This window comes from Ferrovibrio xuzhouensis, assembly GCF_042648965.1.
Classification (GTDB): domain Bacteria; phylum Pseudomonadota; class Alphaproteobacteria; order Ferrovibrionales; family Ferrovibrionaceae; genus Ferrovibrio; species Ferrovibrio xuzhouensis.
The window spans coordinates 63,169-85,666 of sequence record NZ_JBHRYJ010000009.1 but is presented as its reverse complement, the minus strand read 5'-3'; the positions used below and the strand labels follow the sequence as shown (position 1 = coordinate 85,666).

Annotated in this window: 19 protein-coding genes; 11 read left to right on the top strand and 8 right to left on the bottom strand. The window is 62.8% G+C overall.

Annotated features, from left to right (window positions below):
• Positions 1–5: 5 nt before the first annotated feature.
• Positions 6–728, top strand: coding sequence for a phosphate signaling complex protein PhoU (gene phoU / locus ACFOOQ_RS23150; RefSeq protein WP_379730102.1), 723 nt, complete (start codon positions 6–8; stop codon positions 726–728).
• Positions 725–1,447, top strand: coding sequence for a phosphate regulon transcriptional regulator PhoB (gene phoB / locus ACFOOQ_RS23145; protein ID WP_379730101.1), 723 nt, complete (start codon positions 725–727; stop codon positions 1,445–1,447). The genes phoU and phoB overlap by 4 nt, the downstream gene beginning before the upstream one ends.
• 86 nt (positions 1,448–1,533) lie before the next feature.
• Here the strand turns inward: phoB and ACFOOQ_RS23140 are convergent, their stop codons facing one another.
• Positions 1,534–2,163: an MlaC/ttg2D family ABC transporter substrate-binding protein gene (locus ACFOOQ_RS23140; RefSeq protein WP_379730099.1), complete on the bottom strand. Its 630-nt coding sequence runs from the start codon at positions 2,161–2,163 to the stop codon at positions 1,534–1,536.
• A 236-nt stretch (positions 2,164–2,399) separates the two neighbouring features.
• On the opposite strand from ACFOOQ_RS23140, the gene ACFOOQ_RS23135 reads away from it, so the two are divergent.
• From ACFOOQ_RS23135 to ACFOOQ_RS23120, 5 genes are read left to right on the top strand one after another with little or no spacing between them, the layout of a single operon-like run.
• Positions 2,400–3,398, top strand: coding sequence for an ArsR/SmtB family transcription factor (locus tag ACFOOQ_RS23135; RefSeq protein WP_379730098.1), 999 nt, complete (start codon positions 2,400–2,402; stop codon positions 3,396–3,398).
• Positions 3,395–4,312 carry a methylenetetrahydrofolate reductase [NAD(P)H] gene (gene metF / locus ACFOOQ_RS23130; RefSeq protein WP_379730097.1) on the top strand — a complete coding sequence of 306 codons (918 nt, stop codon included), beginning with the start codon at positions 3,395–3,397 and terminating at the stop codon, positions 4,310–4,312. The genes ACFOOQ_RS23135 and metF overlap by 4 nt, the downstream gene beginning before the upstream one ends.
• A gap of 11 nt (positions 4,313–4,323) precedes the next feature.
• Positions 4,324–5,418 (top strand): homocysteine S-methyltransferase family protein, encoded by a 1,095-nt coding sequence (locus ACFOOQ_RS23310; protein ID WP_449265837.1) that lies wholly within the window; start codon positions 4,324–4,326, stop codon positions 5,416–5,418.
• Complete coding sequence (metH, locus tag ACFOOQ_RS23125) at positions 5,415–8,126, top strand: methionine synthase (protein ID WP_449265836.1); 2,712 nt, start codon at positions 5,415–5,417, stop codon at positions 8,124–8,126. Before ACFOOQ_RS23310 ends, metH begins: the two co-directional genes overlap by 4 nt.
• Before the next feature lie 23 nt (positions 8,127–8,149).
• Complete coding sequence (locus ACFOOQ_RS23120) at positions 8,150–8,608, top strand: GNAT family N-acetyltransferase (RefSeq protein ID WP_379730096.1); 459 nt, start codon at positions 8,150–8,152, stop codon at positions 8,606–8,608.
• A 206-nt stretch (positions 8,609–8,814) separates the two neighbouring features.
• On the opposite strand, the gene ACFOOQ_RS23115 is transcribed toward ACFOOQ_RS23120, so the two are convergent.
• From ACFOOQ_RS23115 to ACFOOQ_RS23105, 3 genes are read right to left on the bottom strand one after another with little or no spacing between them, the layout of a single operon-like run.
• The gene (locus ACFOOQ_RS23115) at positions 8,815–9,573 is read right to left on the bottom strand and encodes an SDR family oxidoreductase (RefSeq protein WP_379730095.1); all 759 of its coding nucleotides are present in this window, start codon (positions 9,571–9,573) and stop codon (positions 8,815–8,817) included.
• A complete protein-coding gene (locus ACFOOQ_RS23110) occupies positions 9,567–10,247 on the bottom strand; it encodes an SDR family oxidoreductase (protein WP_379730094.1) in 681 nt (226 codons plus the stop codon). Before ACFOOQ_RS23110 ends, ACFOOQ_RS23115 begins: the two co-directional genes overlap by 7 nt.
• 21 nt (positions 10,248–10,268) lie before the next feature.
• Positions 10,269–11,222 (bottom strand): hypothetical protein, encoded by a 954-nt coding sequence (locus ACFOOQ_RS23105; protein ID WP_379730093.1) that lies wholly within the window; start codon positions 11,220–11,222, stop codon positions 10,269–10,271.
• A 443-nt stretch (positions 11,223–11,665) separates the two neighbouring features.
• Between ACFOOQ_RS23105 and ACFOOQ_RS23100 the strand changes: the two genes are divergently transcribed.
• Positions 11,666–12,262 (top strand): ImmA/IrrE family metallo-endopeptidase, encoded by a 597-nt coding sequence (locus ACFOOQ_RS23100; protein ID WP_379730092.1) that lies wholly within the window; start codon positions 11,666–11,668, stop codon positions 12,260–12,262.
• Positions 12,263–12,324: 62 nt separating this feature from the next.
• Here ACFOOQ_RS23100 and ACFOOQ_RS23095 read toward each other — a convergent pair whose 3' ends face one another.
• Complete coding sequence (locus tag ACFOOQ_RS23095; RefSeq protein ID WP_379730091.1) at positions 12,325–15,561, bottom strand: error-prone DNA polymerase; 3,237 nt, start codon at positions 15,559–15,561, stop codon at positions 12,325–12,327.
• A 273-nt stretch (positions 15,562–15,834) separates the two neighbouring features.
• On the opposite strand from ACFOOQ_RS23095, the gene ACFOOQ_RS23090 reads away from it, so the two are divergent.
• Genes ACFOOQ_RS23090 through ACFOOQ_RS23080 form a run of 3 tightly spaced genes read left to right on the top strand, consistent with a single transcriptional unit; the run spans position 15,835 to position 19,877 of the window.
• Positions 15,835–17,472, top strand: coding sequence for an OmpA family protein (locus ACFOOQ_RS23090; RefSeq protein WP_379730090.1), 1,638 nt, complete (start codon positions 15,835–15,837; stop codon positions 17,470–17,472).
• Positions 17,473–17,482: 10 nt separating this feature from the next.
• The gene (locus tag ACFOOQ_RS23085) at positions 17,483–19,024 is read left to right on the top strand and encodes a hypothetical protein (protein WP_379730089.1); all 1,542 of its coding nucleotides are present in this window, start codon (positions 17,483–17,485) and stop codon (positions 19,022–19,024) included.
• A complete protein-coding gene (locus ACFOOQ_RS23080; RefSeq protein WP_379730087.1) occupies positions 19,017–19,877 on the top strand; it encodes a hypothetical protein in 861 nt (286 codons plus the stop codon). The genes ACFOOQ_RS23085 and ACFOOQ_RS23080 overlap by 8 nt, the downstream gene beginning before the upstream one ends.
• Before the next feature lie 53 nt (positions 19,878–19,930).
• Here ACFOOQ_RS23080 and ACFOOQ_RS23075 read toward each other — a convergent pair whose 3' ends face one another.
• The 3 genes from ACFOOQ_RS23075 to ACFOOQ_RS23065 form a co-directional block, all read right to left on the bottom strand.
• Entirely contained in the window at positions 19,931–20,575 is a 645-nt protein-coding gene (locus ACFOOQ_RS23075; RefSeq protein ID WP_379730086.1) for a glutathione S-transferase family protein, read from the bottom strand.
• 333 nt (positions 20,576–20,908) lie between these two features.
• Positions 20,909–21,634 (bottom strand): glutathione S-transferase family protein, encoded by a 726-nt coding sequence (locus tag ACFOOQ_RS23070; protein WP_379730085.1) that lies wholly within the window; start codon positions 21,632–21,634, stop codon positions 20,909–20,911.
• Between the two features lie 78 nt (positions 21,635–21,712).
• Positions 21,713–22,483, bottom strand: coding sequence for an IclR family transcriptional regulator (locus tag ACFOOQ_RS23065; protein ID WP_379730084.1), 771 nt, complete (start codon positions 22,481–22,483; stop codon positions 21,713–21,715).
• Positions 22,484–22,498: the final 15 nt, after the last annotated feature.

The following is a 22,498-nucleotide window of genomic DNA, read 5'->3' as shown; positions in this document are numbered from 1 at the left end:
GACCGATGCCGACACAACATATCGTCCAGAGCTACGACGAAGAGCTGAAGAAGCTGTCGACCCTGATCGTCCAGATGGGCGGCATCGCCGAATCGCAACTGGCCGGCGCCGTCGAGGCGGTGGTCAAGCGCGACAGCGACCTCGCCGGCGAGATCGTGCAGAGCGACGCCAAGATCGACGCCATCCGCAACCAGGTCGACGATCTGGCGATCGAGCTGCTGGCCCGCCGCCAGCCGATGGCCAACGACCTGCGGTTGATCGTCTCGGCGCTGCGCATTTCCTCGGAAATCGAACGCATCGGCGACTATGCCGCCAATGTGGCGAAACGCAGCGTCGCGCTCAACCAGGCGCCGATGGTGCGCCCGGTGCATGCGGTGCCGCGCATGGCGGCCATGGTGCAGGCCCTGATCAAGGACGTGCTCGACGCCTATATCACCGGCGACGCCGCCAAGGCCGATGCGGTGCGCGACCGCGACGAGGAAGTCGACGAGCTGTATACCAGCCTGTTCCGCGAGCTGCTGACCTACATGATGGAGGATCCGCGCTCGATCACCGCCTGCACGCATCTGCTGTTCATCGCCAAGAACATCGAGCGCATCGGCGACCACGCCACCAATGTGGCCGAGCTGATCCACTACACGGTGAAGGGCGAGATGCCGGCCGAGGACCGTCCGAAAGGTGACGACACCGCCTATGCGATCGTGGCGGCACCGGGAGGCAAGCAATGAATGTTGCCGTCAAGCCGCGCGTCCTCGTGATCGAGGACGAGGCGGCCCTGCTGGCGCTGCTGCGCTATAATCTCGAGAAGGAAAACTACATCGTCGACGAGGCGATGGACGGCGAGCAGGCCCTGCTCAAGGTGGCCGAGCATCTGCCCGACCTGATCCTGCTCGACTGGATGCTGCCGCGGCTGTCCGGCCTCGAGGTCTGCCGTCAGCTGCGCCGCGATCCCAATGCGCGCAACGTGCCGATCATCATGCTGACGGCGCGTGGCGAGGAAGCCGACCGCGTGCGTGGTCTCGATGCCGGCGCCGACGACTATATCGCCAAGCCGTTCAGCCCGGGCGAACTGCTGGCCCGCATCCGTGCCGTGCTGCGTCGCATCCGGCCGGCGCTGGCCGAAGAGGTGCTGACCTACGGCGGCCTGGTGATGGACATCGCCACCCACAAGGTCACCCGCAACGGCCGCGACGTGCATCTCGGCCCGACCGAATTCCGCCTGCTGCGGTATTTCCTCGAGCATCCCGGCCGCGTGCTGTCGCGCGACCAGCTGCTCGATGCGGTCTGGGGCCGCGACATCTATGTCGAGCAGCGCACCGTCGACGTGCATATCCGCCGCCTGCGCAAGGCGCTGAACGGCGCCGGCGAGAACGACATCATCCGCACCGTGCGCTCGGCCGGCTATGCGCTGGAATTGACCCCGGCCGGCGCGCTGACCAACGCCTGAGCCGCCGGCCCGGCAAGCCATGAAAAAAGCCGGCCGCGGAAACGCGGCCGGCTTTGTCGTGAGTGATGCTTGGCAGGTCCGCGCGCTCAGCGCTTGCTGATCTGCTTTTTCATCGCCGCCAGCAGGGCATCGACCTTGCCGCCATTGTTCTGGATCACCGATTCGAACTGCTGACGCTGGGTGAAGGCCATCGACACGCCCTCGACGATCACATCGGTCAGCAGCGGCTTGCCATTCTTGTCATGCAGCTTCCATTCGACGCGGATCGGCGGCCCGTCCTGCCGGTTGATCTGCGAGTCGACCAGCATGTCGTTGCCGGCCGGGCGGCTGCCATCGCGCACGGTCATGGTCTCGCCGTTATACTGCGACAGCAACTGGGCATAGACCTTGACCAGGTAATCCTCGAACAGCTTGCCGTATTCCTGCTTCTGGCTGTCGTTCAGGCTGCGGCTGTAGCGGCCGAGGCAGAAGCGGCCGACCGCGTCGAGGTCGAGGTAATTGGTCAGCAGGTCGCGCACCAGGTCTTCGCGCTTCTCGGCAGTCAGTTTGCGGTCGCTCAGCGCGCTGAGGGTCTGGCCGCCGACCTTGCGGATGAAGTCGTCCGGCGTGGCCCCGTCGGCGCGGGCGGGCAGGGCGGCGAGGCCGGCCACCAGGGCGAGGCAGAGCGCGGCGAAACCGGCAAGGAGGGGGCGACGGGCAGGCAGATGCGAAAACATGGGGATCCAGTCTGGCAAGCGGGGGCGGTAGAAGGCAGCGACACACGGACAAGACAGGTAAGATATGGATAGGCAAGACTTTTTGGGCAAGGTGCGAAACCCGGCCGGCGCAGAAAATACCGCGCCGGCGGCTGTCAGACCATGATTCTTTTGCGGCTGGCCACCATCATCACAGCAAAGGGACGGTCTTTGGGCTCTATACAAATACATAAAGATATGTTTATATAATTCACAGAATGAGCCCGAATCCCGCCCTGACCCTCGATACCCTGATGGCTGCCCTGCGGGCGGCCGCCGAGCCGACCCGGCTGCGGCTGCTGGCGCTCTGCGCCCAGGCGGAACTGACGGTCACCGAGCTTACCCAGATCCTCGGCCAGAGCCAGCCCCGTGTCTCGCGGCACTTGAAGTTGCTCTGCGAGGCCGGCCTGCTCGAGCGCGTCCCCGAGGGCACCTGGGCCTTCTACCGCGTCGGCGACCGGCTGGCCGGGGCGCCGCTGGTGCATGCGCTGTCCGGCCTGCTGCCGGCCGAGGATGCGACGCTGGCCCGCGACGGCGAACGGCTGGTTGCCGTCAAGCGCAGCCGCGCCGAGACGGCCGAACAGTATTTCCGCGACAATGCCGCGCAATGGTCGGCGATCCGTTCGCTGCATGTCGACGAAACCCAGGTCGAAACCGTCGTGGCACGGCTGATCGCCGAAGGCCCGGCCGGCGACCTGCTCGATATCGGCACCGGCACCGGCCGGCTGCTCGAGGTGCTGGCGCCGCAGACCACGCGCGGCATCGGCGTCGATCTCAGCCGCGACATGCTGAGCGTCGCGCGCACCAACCTGGAACGCGCCGGCATCCGCCATTGCCAGGTCCGCCAGGCCGACATGTATGCCCTGCCGCTCGATGCTGCCAGCGTCGATGCCGCGGTGATCCACCAGGTGCTGCATTTCGCCGACCAGCCGCAGAAAGTCATCCTGGAGGCCGCCCGCGTGGTGCGGCCCGGCGGCCAGATCGTCATCGTCGATTTCGCGCCGCATGATCTCGAAGACCTGCGCGCCCGCCATGCCCACCGCCGGCTTGGCTTTGCCGATGCCGAGCTGCGCGTGTGGTGCGAGGCCGCCGGCCTGCAGCCCGATCCGGTGATCGCGCTGCCCGGCCAGCCGCTGACCGTGCATATCTGGCGCGCCCGCAAGCCGGGCGCCGCCATCGCCGCCCTGACCCGTTCCGACAAGAGTGCCGCCGCATGACCGCCCTGCCAGACGCCACTGCCTATGCCGCCCGCCGCCCGGGCCCGCTGAAGGTCTCCTTCGAGTTCTTCCCGCCGAAGAGCGCCGAGATGGAGGAGAGCCTGTGGCGCAGCGTCACCCGCCTCGCGCCGCTGGCGCCGCGCTTCGTCTCGGTCACCTACGGCGCCGGCGGCTCGACCCGCGAGCGCACCCATAACACCGTGGTGCGCATCCTGAACGAGACCGGGCTGAAGCCGGCCGCCCACCTGACCTGCGTCGGCGCGGCCAGGGCCGAAGTCGATGACGTCGCCCAGCATTACTGGGCGGCCGGCATCCGCCATATCGTTGCGCTCCGCGGCGATGCGCCGGAAGGCAGCGGCGGTTTCGTCGCCCATCCCGAGGGCTATGCCAATTCCACCGACCTGATCGCCGGCCTGAAGAAGATCGGCGATTTCGAGATCAGCGTCGGCTGCTACCCGGAAGGCCATCCGGACAGCGGCTCGCCGCGTACCGAACTCGAACACCTGAAACGCAAGGTCGATGCCGGCGCCACGCGCTGCATCACCCAGTATTTCTTCGACACCGACGTCTATTTCCGCTTTCTCGACCGCGCCCGTTCGGCTGGCATCACCGTGCCGATCGTGCCGGGCATCCTGCCGGTGACCAACTTCAGGCAGGTGGTCAAATTCTCGGCGGCCTGCGGCGCTGGCGTGCCGACCTGGCTGGCCGATGTGTTCGAGGGGCTGGACGACGACCCCGATACCCGGCGCATGGTCGCTGCCCATGTCGCCGCCGAGCAATGCCGCCGCCTGCAGGCCGCCGGCATCGACGAGTTCCATTTCTACACGCTGAACCGCGCGGATCTGACCTATGCGATCTGCCATGTGCTCGGCGTGCGCCCCAAGCCGGTCATCGCCGGCGAGGCGGCCGCGTAAGGAGTGACGCCATGACCGACCAGACACAGAACGACTCGGCGGCGCGCAAGGCGCGCCGTGCCGCGCTCTATGCCGCGGCGAAGGATCATATCCTCGTGCTCGACGGCGCCATGGGCACCATGCTGCAGCGGCGCAAGCTGGTCGAGGCGGACTACCGCGGCGACCGCTTCAAGGGCGCCAACAGCGACCTGAAGGGTAACCACGACATCCTCAATATCACCCGGCCGGACGTGATCCGCGACGTGCATCGCGAGTATCTCGAGGCCGGCGCCGACATCATCGAGACCAACACCTTCAGCGGCACCTGGATCAGCCAGTCGGACTATCATCTCGAGGCTGCCGTGCATGATATCAACCTGCAGGGTGCGAAGCTCGCCCGCGAGGCGGCCGACGAATACACCGCGAAGGACCCGTCGAAGCCGCGCTTCGTCGCCGGTGCGCTCGGCCCGACCAACCGCACGGCCTCGCTGTCGCCCGACGTCAACCGGCCGGATTTCCGCAACATCAGCTTCGACGAGCTGAAGGATGCCTACAAGGAACAGGCGCGCGGCCTGGTCGAGGGCGGTGCCGACCTGCTGCTGATCGAGACCATCTTCGATACGCTGAACGCCAAGGCCGCGGTGTTCGGCGTCTATGAGCTGTTCGACGAGATCGGCGACGAGTTGCCGCTGATGATCTCGGGCACCATCACCGACCTGTCGGGCCGCACCCTGTCGGGCCAGACCACCGAAGCCTTCTGGAACAGCCTGCGCCATGCCAAGCCGTTTTCGGTCGGGCTCAACTGCGCTTTCGGCGCCCAGCAGCTGCGCCCCTATGTGGCGGAGCTGAGCCGCGTCGCCGATGTGCCGGTCAGCGCCTATCCCAATGCCGGCCTGCCCAACCAGTTCGGCGAATATGACGAGGAACCGCATACCACCGCGGCCCACCTGCGCGAATGGGCCGAGGCCGGCCTCGTCAACATCGTCGGCGGCTGCTGTGGTACCACGCCGGACCATATCCGGGCGATTGCCGACAGCGTGCGTGGCGTGAAGCCGCGCAAGGTCCCCGTTATCCCGCCGCAGCTCCGGCTCAGCGGCCTCGAACCCTTTGCAGTACCCGCAGCATGACCCAGCAAGACGACATTCCCGGCACCGCCGGCCGCGGCTTCAACGGCCCGGTCTTCATCAACATCGGCGAACGCACCAACGTCACCGGCTCGGCCAGGTTCCGCAAGCTGATCGTCAACGGCGATTACGAGGCGGCGCTGGCCGTCGCGCGCCAGCAGGTCGAGAACGGCGCCCAGGTGATCGACGTCAACATGGACGAGGGCATGCTCGACTCCAAGGCGGCGATGGTGAAGTTCCTCAACCTGATCGCGTCCGAGCCCGACATCGCCAGGGTGCCGATCATGATCGATTCCTCCAAGTGGGAGGTGATCGAGGCCGGCCTGAAATGCGTGCAGGGCAAGGCGATCGTCAATTCGATCAGCATGAAGGAGGGCGAGGAGGCTTTCCTGCAGCAGGCCCGCAAGGTGCGCCGCTACGGTGCCGCCGCGGTGGTGATGGCCTTCGACGAGCAGGGCCAGGCTGATACCGCCGCCCGGAAATACGAAATCTGCGCCCGCGCCTACAGGCTGCTGACCGAGAAGATCGGCTTCCCGCCGGAAGACATCATCTTCGATCCCAACATCTTCGCGGTGGCGACCGGTATCGAGGAACACAACAACTACGCCGTCGAGTTCTTCGAGGGTGCGCGGATGATCCGCGAGAACCTGCCGCACTGCCATATCTCGGGTGGCGTCTCCAACGTCTCCTTCTCGTTCCGCGGCAACGAGCCGGTGCGCGAGGCGATGCACGCGGCCTTCCTGTATCACGGCATGAAGGCCGGCATGGATATGGGCATCGTCAATGCCGGCCAGCTGCCGGTCTACGAGGATATCGACCCGGACCTGCGCGAGCGCGTCGAGGACGTGCTGCTGAACCGCCGCGAGGATGCCACCGAGCGCATGCTGGAAATCGCCGAGCGCTTTCGCGGTAAGGGTAGGGTGCAGGAACAGGACCTGCGCTGGCGCGAAAAGCCGGTCAACGAGCGCCTCGCCCATGCGCTGGTGCATGGCATCACCGACTATATCGACGCCGATACCGAGGAGGCGCGGCTGCAAGCCGCCAAGCCGCTCGAGGTGATCGAAGGCCCGCTGATGGACGGCATGAATGTGGTCGGCGACCTGTTCGGTTCGGGCAAGATGTTCCTGCCCCAGGTGGTGAAATCCGCCCGCGTGATGAAAAAGGCGGTCGCCTACCTGCTGCCCTTCATCGAGGCCGAGAAGGCCGGCGGCCCGGTGCAGACCAACGGCAAGATCCTGATGGCCACGGTGAAGGGCGACGTGCACGATATCGGCAAGAACATCGTTGGCGTCGTGCTCCAGTGCAACAACTACGAGGTGATCGACCTCGGCGTCATGGTGCCCTGCGCCCGTATCCTCGAGGAGGCGAAGAAGCAGAAGGTCGACATCATCGGTCTTTCGGGCCTGATCACGCCGAGCCTCGACGAGATGTGCTATGTCGCCTCCGAGATGCAGCGCGAGGGCTTTGCGCTGCCGCTGCTGATCGGTGGCGCCACCACGTCCAAGGTGCATACCGCGGTCAAGATCGCGCCGAACTACAAGGGACCGGTGGTCTATGTCACCGATGCTTCGCGCGCCGTCGGCGTGGCCGGCAAGCTGGTCTCCAGCAACGACAACCCGGTCTATACGGCGGAGGTTGCGCAGGAATACGAAAACATCCGCGAGATCCATTCCCGCGAGCGCAACACCGGGCCGCGCCAGAGCATTGCCGAAGCGCGCGCCAACAAGGCGAAGATCGACTGGGCCGGCTACCAGCCGCCGCAGCCGAAATTCCTCGGCCTGAAGGTGTTCGAGGATTATCCGCTGGAGAAGGTGGTCGAGCGCATCGACTGGACGCCGTTCTTCCAGTCCTGGGAGCTGCGCGGCAAGTATCCCGCCATCCTGACCGATCCGGTGGTCGGCGAGGCGGCCAGCAACCTGTTCCGCGACGCCCAGGCCATGCTGAAGCGCATGATCGAGGAAAAGCCGGTGCGGGCCTCGGCGGTGATCGGCTTCTGGCCGGCCGCCCAGGTCGGTGACGACGATATCGCCGTCTATGCCGACGAGAGCCGCAAGACCGAAGCCACGCGGCTGCATATGCTGCGCCAGCAGATGAAGCGCAGCAACGACCGCGCCAATTACTGCCTGGCTGATTTCACCGCCCCGGCCGGCGGTCCGCCGGACTATATCGGCGCCTTCGCGGTCACCGCTGGCATCGGGCTGGACGAGTGGATCAAGCGCGAGTTCACCGCGAAGCACGACGATTATTCGGGCATCCTTGCCCAGGCGCTGGCTGACCGTCTCGCCGAGGCCTTCGCCGAGCATATGCACGAGCGCGTGCGCAAGGAGTTCTGGGGCTATGCCGCCGGCGAGACGCTGTCGAACGACGAGCTGATCGCCGAGACATACCGCGGCATCCGCCCCGCGCCCGGCTATCCGGCCTGCCCGGACCATACCGAAAAGGCGACGCTGTTCAGCCTGTTGGACGCCACCAACAAGGCCGGCATCACGCTGACCGAGAGTTTCGCCATGTGGCCCTCGGCGGCGGTGTCGGGCTGGTATTTCAGCCATCCGGAGGCGCAGTATTTCGGCATCGGCCGTATCCAGCGCGACCAGGTTGCCGATTATGCCCGCCGCAAGGACATGGATCTGGCCCGGATGGAGCGCTGGCTTGCGCCCAACCTCGCCTATGATCCGGCCAAGGCCGCGGCCGATGCCGAGGCCGCCGAATAACCCCTGCAAGGATGCAGACATCCATGACCCTGACCATCCGCGTCGCCACCCGCGCCGATGTGCCTGCCATCGTGCGCATGCTGGCCGATGACATTCTGGGCGCCGGCCGCGAGGCCTATGCCGACCCGCTGCCGCAGGCCTATTACGATGCCTTCGCTGAAATAGAAGCCATGACCGGCACCGAGCAGATCGTCGCCGAACGCGATGGCGTCATCATCGGCTCGATGCAGCTGAGCTATATCCCCGGCATTTCCAAGATCGGCATGAAGCGCGCGATCATCGAGGCGGTCCGCGTCGATTCACCGTTGCGTGGCAGTGGGCTCGGCAGCGAGATGATCCGCTGGGCGGTGGCGCGGGCGAAGGACAAGGGCTGCGGCGTGGTGCAGCTGACCTCCGACAAGGCGCGTACCGACGCCCATCGCTTCTATGAGAAGCTCGGCTTCAAGGGCAGCCATCTCGGCATGAAGCTGGAGCTGAAATAGCCGGGGAGTTTGCGCTTCACATGGAAGCGCTGGTGGTTCTTCCGGCCATTCGTCACCCCGGCCGAGCCCGGCTTTTCGCCGGCTGAGAGCCGGGGCCCCGTTTCAGCAGCCTTAATGGGATCCCGGCTCGCGCGGCGTGAACAACGCCGCTTGGCCGGGATGACGGGGCATGCTTTGATCCGCGTTCAGGGCAGCCTCCGGAGGGTTCACCGCCCGCCGGCGACATCCAGCAGGGCGCCGGTGACGTAGGATGCCTCGTCGCCCAGCAGCCAGATAATCGCTTCCGCCACCTCCGTGGCTGTGCCCGAACGGCCCAGCGGTACGGTCGGGCCGAGGCGGGCGGCACGATCCGGCTCGCCGGCACTGGCATGGATGTCGGTTTCGATGATGCCCGGCCGCACGGCATTGACGCGGATGCCCTCGGGGCCGAGTTCCTTCGACAGGCCGAGGGTCAGCACGTCGATGGCGCCTTTCGAGGTGGCATAATCGACGAACAGGTTGGGCGAACCCAGCCGCGCCGCCGCCGAGGACAGGTTGACGATGGCGCCGCCCCGGCCTTCATACTGGCCGCCGCGCCGGGTCGACATGCGCCGCGCCGCCTCGCGGGCGCACAGCACGCTGCCGAGGATATTGGTGTCGAACACCGTTTTCAGGCGCTCCAGCGACATGTCGGCGAGGTCGGCGGTCGGCGCCACCACGCCGGCATTGTTGACCAGCCCGTCGAGCGGACCGAAGGCCTGCTGCGTCGCATCGAACATGGCAATCACGTCGGCCTCTTTCGCCACGTCGCCCCGGATGGCGATGGCGTTGCCGCCGGCGGCCTTCACCGCGGCCACGGTTTCGGCCGCCGCCTTGTCGTTGCCGGCATAGTTGACACCGACCGACCAGCCATGCTCGCCGGCGAGGATGGCGACGGCGCGGCCGATGCCGCGGCTGCCGCCGGTGACCAGGATATGTTTCACCATGGGATGGTCCCGCCGTCGTAGTTGAAGAAGCCGCCGGTATCCTTGATGGTCACGCCGTCGATCACCTTTTTCAGGCCGGCGCCGCTGGTGGCGACGTCGATGGCGGCCGACGGTCCGCCCATGTCGGTCTGCACCCAGCCCGGATGCAGCACGATGACCGTGATGCCGTCGCCCTTGATGTCCATGGCGAGGTTGTGCATGGCGGCATTCACCGCCGCCTTCGACGTGCGGTAGACGTAGGAACCGCCGGGGCCTTCGGAAATCGAGCCCATACGGCTCGAGATGGTGGCGATCTTGGCGGCCTTGGCTTTCTGCAGGCTGGGCAGGAAGGCCAGCGCCATTTTCATCGGCGCCACGGTGTTGACGGCAAGCACCTGCCGGAAGCTGTCGAAAGCGCTGATCGTCTTCGCACCGTCGCGATTGCCGTAGATGCCGGCATTGTTGAGCAGCAGGTCGATCGGCCGGTCGCGGTATTTTGCCGCCAGCGTATCGATGGCGGCATCGTCGGTGACCTCCAGTGCCTCCAGCGTGATGTTGCCCTTCAGCGCTGCCAGCGCGGTCGCCGCCTTCGGATCGCGGCAGCAGGCGATCACGTCCCAGCCATCGGCCAGATAGCGCTTGGTGAGTTCGAAGCCGATGCCGCGGTTGGCGCCGGTGATCAGCAGGGTCGGCATGCATTCCCCCGTTTTTTGTTGTCAGGCCGGCCGGGCCGCCATGCGGCGATACAGCGGCTGCAGCAGGCCGGGCAGCATGTACATCGGCAGCTGCCCCATGGCGAAGAAGATCACCATATCAAACACCGCCCGGTCGGCCAGCGCCACCATGATCAGGCCCATGTTGCAGTTGCCGGTCAGAATCCCCATGGTCAGCGCCGCCGGCTGGCCGAGCCGGAAGATCCAGCGGCCAACCGCGTAGCCCAGCACCTGCAACAGCAGGTTGGCGACGAAGGCCGAGGCAGTGGCGAGCATGACGTAGCCCGGCTGCGCCACCAACTTGGCCTCGACGCCATCCATGATGGCGATGGCGAACAGCACCAGGGCGACGACCGAGGCGCCGTCGACCAGCCGGCTGTTCTTTTTCAGCCAGCCCGGCGGCGACAGCTTCTGCGCCAGGATGGCGCCGCCGAAGGCAACGCCGACCATCAGCGCCAGCCGGCCCATGAATTCCAGCAGCGACATGTCGACCTGGATGTCGAGCAGCCAGAGTGCCAGCGGCGGCAGGGTAAACGGCACGATGGCGGTGGCGATCACCATAACGATGACGGCGAGCGCGGCATCGAGCCCGAGGATCAGCGCGATCGCCACCGTGCCGGTGATCGGCGGGCCGGCGGCCATCAGCACGATCGCCTCGGTCAGCGGCCGGGGGAAGCCGAGATACAGGTTCACCGGCAGCAGGATGGCAAAGACCAGCAGCGGGCAGACCAGCAGCAGGAAGGCGACGGCGGGCAGGGTCAGCAGCGGGCGTTTCGCATAGGCGTGGAAGGCGCTCCAGTCGAGCCGCATCAGCGCCAGGGTCAGCGGCAGCAGCAGGAAGACCACGAGGCCCGGCCGCAGCAGGGCGGCCAGCGGCGGCACGGCCAGGCCGACCAGCACGCCGCCGAACAGGAACTTGGTGGCATGGCGGCCGACATAATCCAGCAGCCCCATCATGGCTGCACCTCCCGCCGCGTCGGCGGCAGGGGTGTTTCACGTGAAACAGAACGGGAACTTCGGGCGGCGGGACGGGAATCGGGGTGCATCGGAGACGGCTGTTTTTTCGTTGTGCGGTTGGCAGCTTAGCCCCGGATGGATGGGAATTCCCACAAAAAGTGAGGGACTATGCTGCCGTAACTCATTGAAAAGTTTGACAGCATCCTAGACGGATTTCCAGAAGAAGTGAGGGGGAGTGTCGAAAGAAATGAGGGAAAGCTCGCTGTTTCCCAGAAGAAATGAGGGACTCTCACAAGCTATTGGAATTCTGCCATTTTTTCGGGCCCGTAACACCTACGCGGCCATCAAATTGCCAACTGCTCTGCGGGCCTCCACCTCGTGGAACACCTCGGTCATCAGCGATCGAACCTCCATGCCTACCTGATCTCCCTGGAGACCGAGCCATGTATCTCTCATGGTCCGGAGTTCGCCTTTCCCAAGCAGGGTATGTTTCCAATGACCCATATGAAATGGAAGCGGACCATTTTGCGGCTGGCCTACTAATGCCAGAAAGGCTCTTCAAGCAGATTATTAAGGGGCGAGACCCGGGCTTATCGGTTATCGAGAATGCAGGGGCTCAGTGTAAAACGTCATTGACGGCGGCTGCTATTCGATATGCTGATCTAACGGAATATGCCGTTGCTGTTATTATTAGCACTGGCCAGTTGATTGATTTTTGCTTTATGTCCGACACGATGAAGTCGTTGCCTCAGCTATCGTGGTTGAAAAAGGGTGCGCCGGTTCCGCGAAATACGGAAACGGCCCGTTTTAATGCAGACCCTAGTCGGATTTTGATTGGAGACCGTGCCACCATTGAAATCGATGTGTTGGATTGGTTGGGTGGTCAGCGATCTGCAATTGTGACCGAAGAAGTAGTGGGCTTGGGGCGCTACGGCAAAACCCTCACAGTTCTTTCGTCAGCGGCGATTGGGCGAGAAGATGAAGGCGAAGATGATGAAGACGAGCTGATTGATAAGTGGACGCCAAGATTTCATAGATAGGAGTATTTTTGACCGTCGGATTTGTTTTTTGACGGGCGTTTTCCTAAGTGGGGTGCTCTTTATTACCTAAAATTCCGTCCTTCTGGAAAGCTCCCCGCCACATCTTTCACCGGCTTCAGCTCTCTCGATGGGTTCTTCATCTCATCCGCCCGCGACAGCACACCATTGAAATCCTCATCCAGGTCAATGTCGCCGAGCCCGCTGAGCAGCTTCGTCCCGTCCATAATTCTGTCGGCCACGACATGGATGACGATGCCTTCACGCTGCAGCTTGCCCTCGACAATCATCAGCCGGGCCGCCAAAACCTGCTTGCGGTAGGCCTCAAAGGTCCGCGGCCAGATGATGATATTGGCCGTGCCGGTCTCGTCTTCGATGGTGGCGAAGATGACGCCGGATGCCGTGCCTGGCCGCTGACGTACCAGCACCAGGCCGCCGACGCGGACCTTCTTGCCGTCGGGCAAAGTCATCAGGTCGCGCGCCTGAGCGAGCTTCTGCTCCTTCAGCTGAGGCCGTAGCAGGCCGAGCGGATGCGGCCGGAGCGTTAGCGACGTCTCGCGGTAATCCTGGATGACATTCTCGCCGGTAGTCAGCCGCGGCAGCTGGATCTCCGGCTCTGGCCCGGTCTCGACCGGCGGCAGGTTGCTGCTGGCCGGGATGACGGTCTCTGCGAAGTCGAACAGTGGCAGAGGGGCATCGCTCAGGCCCTTGATGGCCCAGAGCGCCGACCGGCGGTCGAGGCCCAGCGAACCGAAGGCGTCTGCCCGGGCCAGCCGCTCCAGCACGGCCGGTATCAGGCCCGCCTGCCGCCAGATGTCCCGGATGGCGCTGTAGCCATCATTGCGGGCATCGGTCAGCCGCTCGGCATCGTCCTGCCGGAAGCCCTTGATCTGGCGGAAGCCGAGCCGCAGGGCATGCCCATGGCGCCCGGCGGTCGGCTCCAGGGTGTTGTCCCAACAGCTGTAGTTGACGTCGATGGGCCGCACTTCGACGCCATGGTCCCTGGCATCGATGACCAGGCGGCTGGGCGAATAGAAGCCCATCGGCTGGGCATTCAGGATGGCAGCGGTGAAGGCAGCCGGGTAATGGCATTTCAGCCAGCTCGATGCATAGGCCAGCAGGGCAAAGCTGGCGGCATGGCTTTCCGGGAAGCCGTATTCGCCGAAGCCCTCGATCTGGCTGAAGACCTGCTCGGCGAACTCGGTCCGGTAGCCACGCTCGGTCATGCCGTTGATGAGCTTGTCCCGGAAATTGCCGATGGTGCCGGTCCGTTTGAAGGTTGCCATGGCGCGCCGCAGCTGGTCGGCCTCACCGGCGCTGAAGCCTGCGCTGACCATGGCAATCTTCATGGCCTGCTCCTGGAAGAGCGGCACGCCCATGGTCTTGCCGAGCACCTCTCTCAGGGCTTCCGATGGGTAGGATACCGGCTCCAGCCCCTGACGGCGCTTCAGGAACGGATGCACCATGCCGCCTTGGATGGGGCCGGGCCGGACTATGGCGACCTCGATGACCAGGTCATAGAAGGTCCGGGGCTTCAGCCGTGGCAGCATGGTCATCTGCGCCCGGCTTTCGATCTGGAAAACCCCCACCGTGTCGGCCTGGCAGATCATGTCATAGGTGGCCGGGTCGTCCTGCGGGATAGAGGCCAGGTCGTAGGCCTTGCCGTAATGCCGCTCCAGCAGGCCGAAGCATTTGGCGATGCAGGTCAGCATCCCAAGCGCCAGCACGTCGATCTTCAGGAGCCCGAGCGCATCCAGGTCATCCTTGTCCCACTGGACGATGGTCCGGTCGGCCATGCGGGCATTCTCGACCGGCACCAGGTCGGCCAGCGGCCCGTTGGTGATGACGAAGCCGCCGACATGCTGGCTGATATGGCGCGGGAAGCCGATCAGCTCGTTGGCGAGCTCGACCACGGTCCGGATGAGCGCGGAATCCGGGTCGATACCGGCATCCCGCAGCGAGTCCGCCGAATACCGCTCCTTGGACCACCAGTGCATGGTCCGGGAGATGCGGCTGATGGAATCCATGGACAGGCCGAGCGCCCGGCCGACGGTGCGGATGGCGAGCTTGGAGCGAAAGCTGATGACGGTGGCGGCAATGCCCGCCCGGTCGCGGCCGTACTTCTCATAGATATGCTGGATGACCTCCTCGCGGCGCTCATGCTCGAAGTCGACGTCGATGTCGGGCGGCTCGGCTCGCTCGGCCGAGATGAAGCGCTCGAACAGCACGTCCTGTGTGGCCGGGTCGACCGAGGTGACGCCAAGGCAGAAGCAGACGGCTGAGTTGGCGGCCGAGCCACGCCCCTGGCACAGGATGCCCCGGTCGCGGGCGAACTTGACCATCTCGTGGACGGTCAGGAAATAGGCCGGGTAGTTGAGCTGTTCGATGAGCCGCAGTTCATGCTCGAGCTGGGCCTGCACCTTGGCCGGTACGCCATCCGGGTAGCGGGTCTTGGCGCCCAGCCAGGTCAGACGCTCGAGTTCCGCCTGGGGTGTCGCGCTCTCGCCCCGGCTTTCCTCGGGGTAGACGTAAGCGAGCTCGGACAGGGAGAACTGACAGCGGCTGGCGATTTCGACACTGCGGGCCAGTGCCTCTGGATAGTCCCGGAACAGCTTGGCCATCTGCGCAGACGATTTCAGGTATCGCTCGGCATTGGGCTCGGCGCGCAGGCCCAGTTCGTCGACCGTGCATCTGTGCCGGGTCGCCGTGAGCACATCCTGCAGGCGGGCGCGGCTCGGGTGATGGTAGATGACATCATTGACGGCGACCATGGCGACGCCAGCCTTGGCCGCCACCTTGGCCCAGCGGTCAATGCGCTGGCGGTCGCGGCCGCGCATCAGGTTGGAGACCCCAAGAGACAGGCTGTCGCCAATCAGGTCGCGCAGGGCTTCGATCTGGCTGATGAAGGCCTGCTCCAGCCGTTTGGAGGCCAGCAGGATGATCTGCTGGCCGTCCAGCCGCTCGACCAGGTCGGCCCAGTAGAGCTCGGCCTCGCCCTTGGGGGCGCGACGACGGCTGAGCGAGATGAGCTGGCTGAGGCGGCTATAGGCGGCCAGATTCGTTGGCAGGCAGATGACGCTCGGGGCATCGCGGAAATCCAGCCGGGCGCCAATGATGATCTGGATGGCGGCATTCCTGGCAGCCACATGGGCGCGGACCACACCGGCGAACGTGTTGCGGTCGGTGATTGCGATGGCCTTCAGGCCCAGGAAAGCGGCCTGCTGGACCAGTTCCTCGGCATGGCTCGCACCCTCCAGGAAGGTGAAGTTGCTGAAGGCATGGAGTTCGGCGTAGGCGGACAAGATTGAACGTCTCTCTCTGCAACTGGCCTGACTCTTAGTGCGAAAGCTATGTGTTTTCTATTTGTTCTTATTCCTAGGGCGCTCTTCACTTAGGCCGCGCGGGATATACGACCGCGTAAACGCTTAATTTATTGAGAAAAATTGACCGCTTGGCGGCAAGGGCAAATTACCGGGGCCCAACTGAGTACCACCTCTAATACATATGTATGCAGTTGAGGGGATAACGAAAAGCGGTATAGTTGTCATGGGCGGGTATCTATTTGGGGGAATAAGTTGGCCGATATTCTTGGAATTAGCGTGACTTACCGCGCGAAGCGAAGCCGTGGCTACGGGCTGGTCGCGGCGCTGGCGATCGCTGGAACCGTTTCCGGGTGCGTGACGACGGGAAATGGCACTTCATCGGCCGACGGCGGTGACGACAACCCCTGCTCAGTATCCAGCAGCAAATACATCGGAGCGGCCGTCGGTGCCATTGCGGTCGGCACGTTGGCGTACTTCTTGAGCGGTCGTAAGGCAGCCCCGGCAGCGGTGGCTGCGGTAGGCGGCGGCGCGGCAGGCTATGTCATTGGCAAAGACATAGATGATCGCCGCTGCCAGCAATGGAAAATTGCTCAGGCAAATAGGGTCACCGTCAAATTCGACGATGTCGTTGTCCAGTCAACAAACAGCCAGGGTCAGGAACAGAATGTCCGTATCGGCCAGGTTTCGACTTGGGAGGGCGTGGAGCACTTCGAACCTGGTTCAGCCAAGCTGACCCCGCAGGCCGAGCAATACTTCCGGGCAGTCGCCGAAACCTACGTCAATACCAATCCTCCGCAAAACCTGTCCCCCCAGGACAGGCAGAAATGGATGGAGCAGCATCGCGACCAGCGCATTCTGCTCGTTGGCCATTCAGATGATACCGGCTCGTCCGAAGCGAACGCAGAGCTGTCCGAAGCCCGCGCCCGCGCTGTTGGTGAGGTCTTCCGTCGCCAGGGGTTCAATCCGAACCGCCTCTACTATCAGGGGGCCGGAGAAAAATACCCAATCGCCGACAACAGGACCGACGATGGCCGTGCCAAGAACCGGCGCGTCGAGATCGTGGAAATCCAGAGTGAGGCAGATCTCTCCACCTATCTGCAGAACCGCAAGCCCAATGCCGATTTCTACCGGGTGGACAACTCCATCGAGACCGCATCCGCCCAGACCGGCGCCATCCCGGGCTCAGCGAGCAAGGGTGACGAGAAGCCAGAAGCTGCTCCGCTCAAGCCGGTCACACAGGTGGAATTGCCGTCCAAGCCGGTCGCCCGACCAAAGGCCTATGAAATCGACTTCGGCGGCGTCGCCGCCGATCAATCAGCGGGCGTCACTGTGGCAATGCTGGGTGGGCAGCACAAAGGCTTCACCCAGTCCATCGCCAGCAATCTTGGAATTTCATCCGCTTTCGCAAGCGACAGCGTGTTTCAGGCCTCATGTCTGGCTGACAAGCCGCGCGTCAGTGGAGAGGTCAAGCGCCTCTCCGACGGCAAGGAGTTCGATTACAAGACGACTGACTATGCTCCAGGCCTATACGACACCTCATATGGCGGTATGGCAAATGGGCATCTGATCGGGCTGTCGCACGTCGCGGTGCTCAAGAACGAGACCACCCCCGTCGGCAAGCCGAAAGTCGTGGTCTATAAGCGTTACAAGCCAACAGACCGAAACAAGGCGCCGGACGTCAGCCTCGATACGCTGGTCAATGTCTACCCAGGTAACGATGCGTTGCTGTACCGGGTGTTCATTGATAAGGGCGAAGCGCCAATCAAGTGCATTGACCTCGTGTTCCCGAATGCACCGCCTTTCGGCGCAAAATACGGCAAGGTCTATTACGAACACGTCGGCCACGATTTCGCTGCCGACTTCAAACCAATCCCAGCAAAAGACAAGTAACGGGGGCTCCATGCTCGAGACCGCAATGGACATTCTTCACACCTACCGGGAACTGATAGCCCTCGGCGTCGCCCTGTTCCTGTCGGTAGTCGTCATCAAGACGTACTGGGACACGATTAGCTTCTGGCTCATGGACCTGTGGTATGGCCTGCCGCTGATTGGCAAGATTCGTCGACTGTCGAAGAATATCGACTACAATACTCACTCCAAGTGCTTTGGCTCCGAGGAAACGCTAGCGGACGCTTACCTCAGCTATTACCAGAGAGAACACTTTGACCCGGAGTATTACGACAAATGCTCGTCCTATCTTGCGCGAGCGTGGGACACCGGGCGGAAGCCCCTCACTCCGCTCATGTGGTTCCTGATTTTCCTCATGATGGCCGTAGAGGCGATGGGCTTCTCGTATGTGCTCGCGGGCTTCACCATTCCTGGTGCCAGCGAGAATCTTCTGAAGATTGGAGCCGTAGGCATCTCGTTCCTGATAGCCATGTTGCTCGTCTGGTTTACCCACTTGACTGGCCATGAGCTGTATATCAACTCGCTGGTCGGCAAAGTGCGCGCTATCTGGAAGAATGCCAACGACGGCAAGCCGCTCGCCGGTAGCGATCACGAAATCAGGATTGAAACCAACAACGCGGATGATGCTGAGCCGAAGTATCGGCAAATCATCAATCGGGTCGCGTTCAAAGGGAATGTGGAGAAGAGCCATTTTATCACCGGCGGCACGATAGTCTTCGTCATCACGGTTGCCATCCTTGCAACGGTGGTCCGCGGCATCGTGTTGGAACGTGAACTCCGCGCGGAAACCACAGGCGCTATCGAGCAAGTTCAGCAGGGAAGCACAAATTCCTTTTTCCCCACGACATTGACCGAGCCGCAGGCAAAGGCTGACGCCAAGAGCATCGAGGAAGGTGCCGACCTTGACCGTAAGGGCGGCTGGGGCACTTTCATCGTCCTCGCCATCATCTTCGTCTTCCTGCAGATCCTCGGCGTTTTGTTCGGCTTCATGTATGGGCTTGCCGGACGCGAGAGTCAGAAAGCGTACGAGACGGTCTTCAAGTATAAAACGCGGGCCGAGTATGAAGCGGCATATAAAGCTATCAAGGCGCATATTCTGGCCATGGGTAGTCGTCGGCTCATCGAGCTGCAGCGACGGCTGACGCAGACGGTCCAGAAGCATGGATCCGAAGCTGCACAACGGACGGCTGCCGATTCCTCTGAAGGTCGTGACATCTACACGTTTCTGGAACGGCATCTGAAGCGGCAAGATGGCGTCGATGCCCTAGAGAGGTCGCGTGAGGCTTCTCGCACCGCTCATCGCCAGGCTGCCAGGGAACCCGCCCGACCTGCACCGGCACCTGTGCAGGCTCCAGCACCTGCTGCCGAGGCTGCGGGAATCGAGGAGACTGAAGAGCAAATGGAAGCCCGCATCCGTGCGGAATTGGTCGAGGAAGAGCGGAAGAAAGGGGTGGACGCCGAGCAACGCCGGAAAGAGCGGGAAGATGCCATTCGTGCCAAGATTCTCGCGGAACGGACCTCTGGCAATGCCTGATGCTCGCTCGATGTGCTTGGTGGCCGGGAAGCTTGTTGGAATCGCCTATCTCGGGTTGATGGCGGCGGGTTCTGCCTTTGCTGGTCAGCGCGACATGATTCCCAGCTGTTACGACAAACTGACGCTAGAAAAGCCGAAAGGTGGTTTGAAGCGGGAGGTATTCGTCCTGATCGACCAGACGACGGCCGTCGATGATGAACGAAAGGCAAGCCTGACCGAGGATGTCGTCAAGAAATTCACCGGTGGGACGGCCATCACCGTGATGACTTTTTCGGCCTTCATCAGCAATCATTACGCGAGCCTGCAGTTCTCGGGCGTACTGGATCGAGCTCCCACTCAGGACGAACGGGATGATTTGCCCAAGCGGAAATTGCGCGACCTGGACCGATGCCTGACTGAGCAAGCTCAGTATGGCCGGATGTATGTCACCAAAGTTATGACCGAAGGCTTTGGGAATCCGAATCAGGATATTGCTCGGTCCGACATTTTCAGCACCCTGAAGGATGTGTCGGTCAACGTCGTAAAGATATCTCCGGCTAGTCAGAAGGACGTATTGCTCATTTCCGACATGTTGGAGAACTCCAGCATTACGTCGTTCTATGCCAAGAACGCCGTGCGGCGTGTTGACCCGACGGCCGAGCTGGCCAAAGTCGATGGCTTTGGGGACTTTGGAGGGGCCAGCATCTATGTTGCGGGCGCGGGAACCATATCAGTGTCTGGCAAGAAGCAGATCGAGACATATAGAGATCCGAAGACCATGGATGCCCTGGAGACTTTTTGGCAGTCCTATTTCGCGAAATCCAGTGGCAATCTCATTATCTTCGGCAAGCCCGCCCTGATGGGTAGATTCTGACTCACTTTACGCTGTTCCATGAGTTATGACGGGACCGGCTGACGGGCCAACCTTCAGCTGGCTGGCGCATTGACTGCCAATTGCGCTGCGAACGCTCGGCGATATGCCGGTCGTGCCTCGCCGCGGGAGACATAGGCAGCCAGGCTTGGGTACTCATCTAGCATGCCGGACATCCGCAACCGGAGCAGCACCGACACCATCATCAGATCACCTGCGCTGAACGCTCCATCGAGCCAGTCGGCGCCTTCCAGGTAAGAGGACAATTGCCTCAACCGGACGCGAATGCGGTCTTTGACCAGCGGGGTGCGTTCCTGAGCCCAGGGCTTATCTCCCTCGAATATATTTGCGGTCACGAGGTCAAGGATGGGTGGTTCGACCGTATTGAGCGCAGCGAACATCCACGTAATCGCCCGCGTCCGCGCAACAGAGTCTTTCGGCAACAGCCCTTCATAATGTTCCGCGATGTGGAGCACGATGGCGCCGGATTCAAACAGTGTGAAATTGCCGTTCTCGAAGGTCGGAATCTGACCGAAGGGGGTAAGAGCAAGATGTGCGGGCTCTTTCAATGCTTGGAACGAGACGAGGCGGACATCATACGGTTGCCCCACTTCTTCCAATGCCCAGCGTACACGCGTATCGCGTGCCAGCCCCTTGCCGCCGTCTGGCGATCGTTCGAAGGCGGTGATAATAGGATTCATCGCTTCCATCCCTTGGGTCGGGGGTGCTTCGCGTCTTCAATGCTCAGCAAAGCGGGTCCCTGAACTTACTGGTTTTGCCGATTCTGCTCAATCAGGTACGCCCAGAATCGCTCCGCCATCGTGTCTTGGCGGCTCCGCGGGCGGAACAGGCGGATCTCCATTGGAATGTTCCAGCGTTCGTCACCAGCGCGCGTAAGCCGACCGTGATAGAGGTCGTTCCCGACAAGGCCAAGCGGTGATCAGGTTAATCCCCGCTCTTCGATCGCAAATATGCGTAATACCGACGACAGGTGCGACAGGAAACAGCGTTCAGCCAAGCCTCTGGGTTGCCGACTAAGCATCCATGAAGGCTCCGAAGTCGGCCCGTGCATATGCAGGGCGTGCCTGAAGGGCAGTCCACCAGGCGGCAACTTTTGGCCGTTGAACCGGCGACAGGGCGTCAGGTGCGATTTCTTCGTCAATGCGCCGCACGAACGGCGCGACCGCGATATCGGCCAGTGAATAGCAGCCGCCGATTAGCCAGCCGTTGGAGATCATGCTTTCCATCTGATCGAGAAGGCCAATGAGCTTGGACCGGGACTCGCTGAGTTCCTCCTCGGTATATGGATTTCGGGCCACTCGCATCCAGGCTTCCCGGCGTTCCGCGCTTGGAATCTTCGTCAACATGGCCTGAAGTTCGTCTTCCGACATCTTCTCAGCCTTCTTCTGGAGATGATGCCGCCAGTTGAAACGGATGAGGTTGCCGATGAGACCATCGACATGGCGAACCCAGTTGCGCATCAAGGCGAGATCGTAAGGGTTGTCCGGGCAGAGCTGAGGCTCCGGGTAGATGGCGTCGAGGTATTCGCAAATGGTGCCGCTCTCATGCAACGGCCGCCCGTCATGCAGGATTGTCGGAACCACGCCCAGCGGGTTGATGGCGAGATACTCTGGCTGGTGCTGCTGTTGTCGTGACAGGTCTAGCTCGTGAGCCTCGTAGGTCAGGCCTTTCTCTTCGAGAAAGAGGCGGACGCGACGCGACGCACTCGATTTTGGTGAGTGGTAGAGAACAATTGTCATAGTCCCTCCCCAGGGACACTGCAGGCCCTGGTCTTATCGCTGGCCAGTCGCCGATTGTCTGAGTGTGTTGCGGGTCAGCTATGCCGCTGCCTGTGAGACCTCGGCATTGGCTGACTTCAGGTTGCGGCTGATTTCGGCGGCTGCCTTGGCGACCATCACTCCGTATTTCGGAATCAGCTCAATCGGCAGCCGGGACGCAGGGCAGGATACCGACATCGTGGCTATCGGTTTGCCTTCGGAATTCAGAATGGCCGCCGCAACGGCATGAACTTCCGGATCCAGTTCGCCAAAACTGACCGCATATCCGAGTTCCCTGACTTTGGCGATTTCCTGCCGCAGGCGGTCGGCGTCTGTGATGGTTCGCTTGGTCCAAGAGACCAGCGGATTGCGGATATATGCTTCGCGCTCAGCCTCGTTCATGGCCGCCAGCGCAGCCTTGCCGTTGGATGCGACATGCAGCGGCGCATGCGCGCCCAGCTGGCGAACGGTTCGAACCGGCTGAGGTGAATCAAGGCGGTCGATGAGAACGACCTCACCGCCTTCCGGCACCATGAGATGAATGGTCTCGCGCGTTTCGTCGCGCAGCCATCGCATGACCGGCAGGGCAATCTCGCGTAGCCGCGGCTCCGGATCTGCGGACTTGCTGAGGAGCAGCAGACGATTTGTGACGGCCCATCGACGGCGAGTGCCGTCCACCGGGCGGACATATCCGGCATCGTGCAGCGTCGTCAGGCATCGTTGAATTGTGGTTTTCGGCTCCTGCAGTTTGCGAGCAAGCTCGCTGACGCCAATCAGCTGGCTCTCAACGACAGCTTCCAGAACACGCAGGGCAGTTTTGACGCTTTCCACGGCCGGGACCCCAAA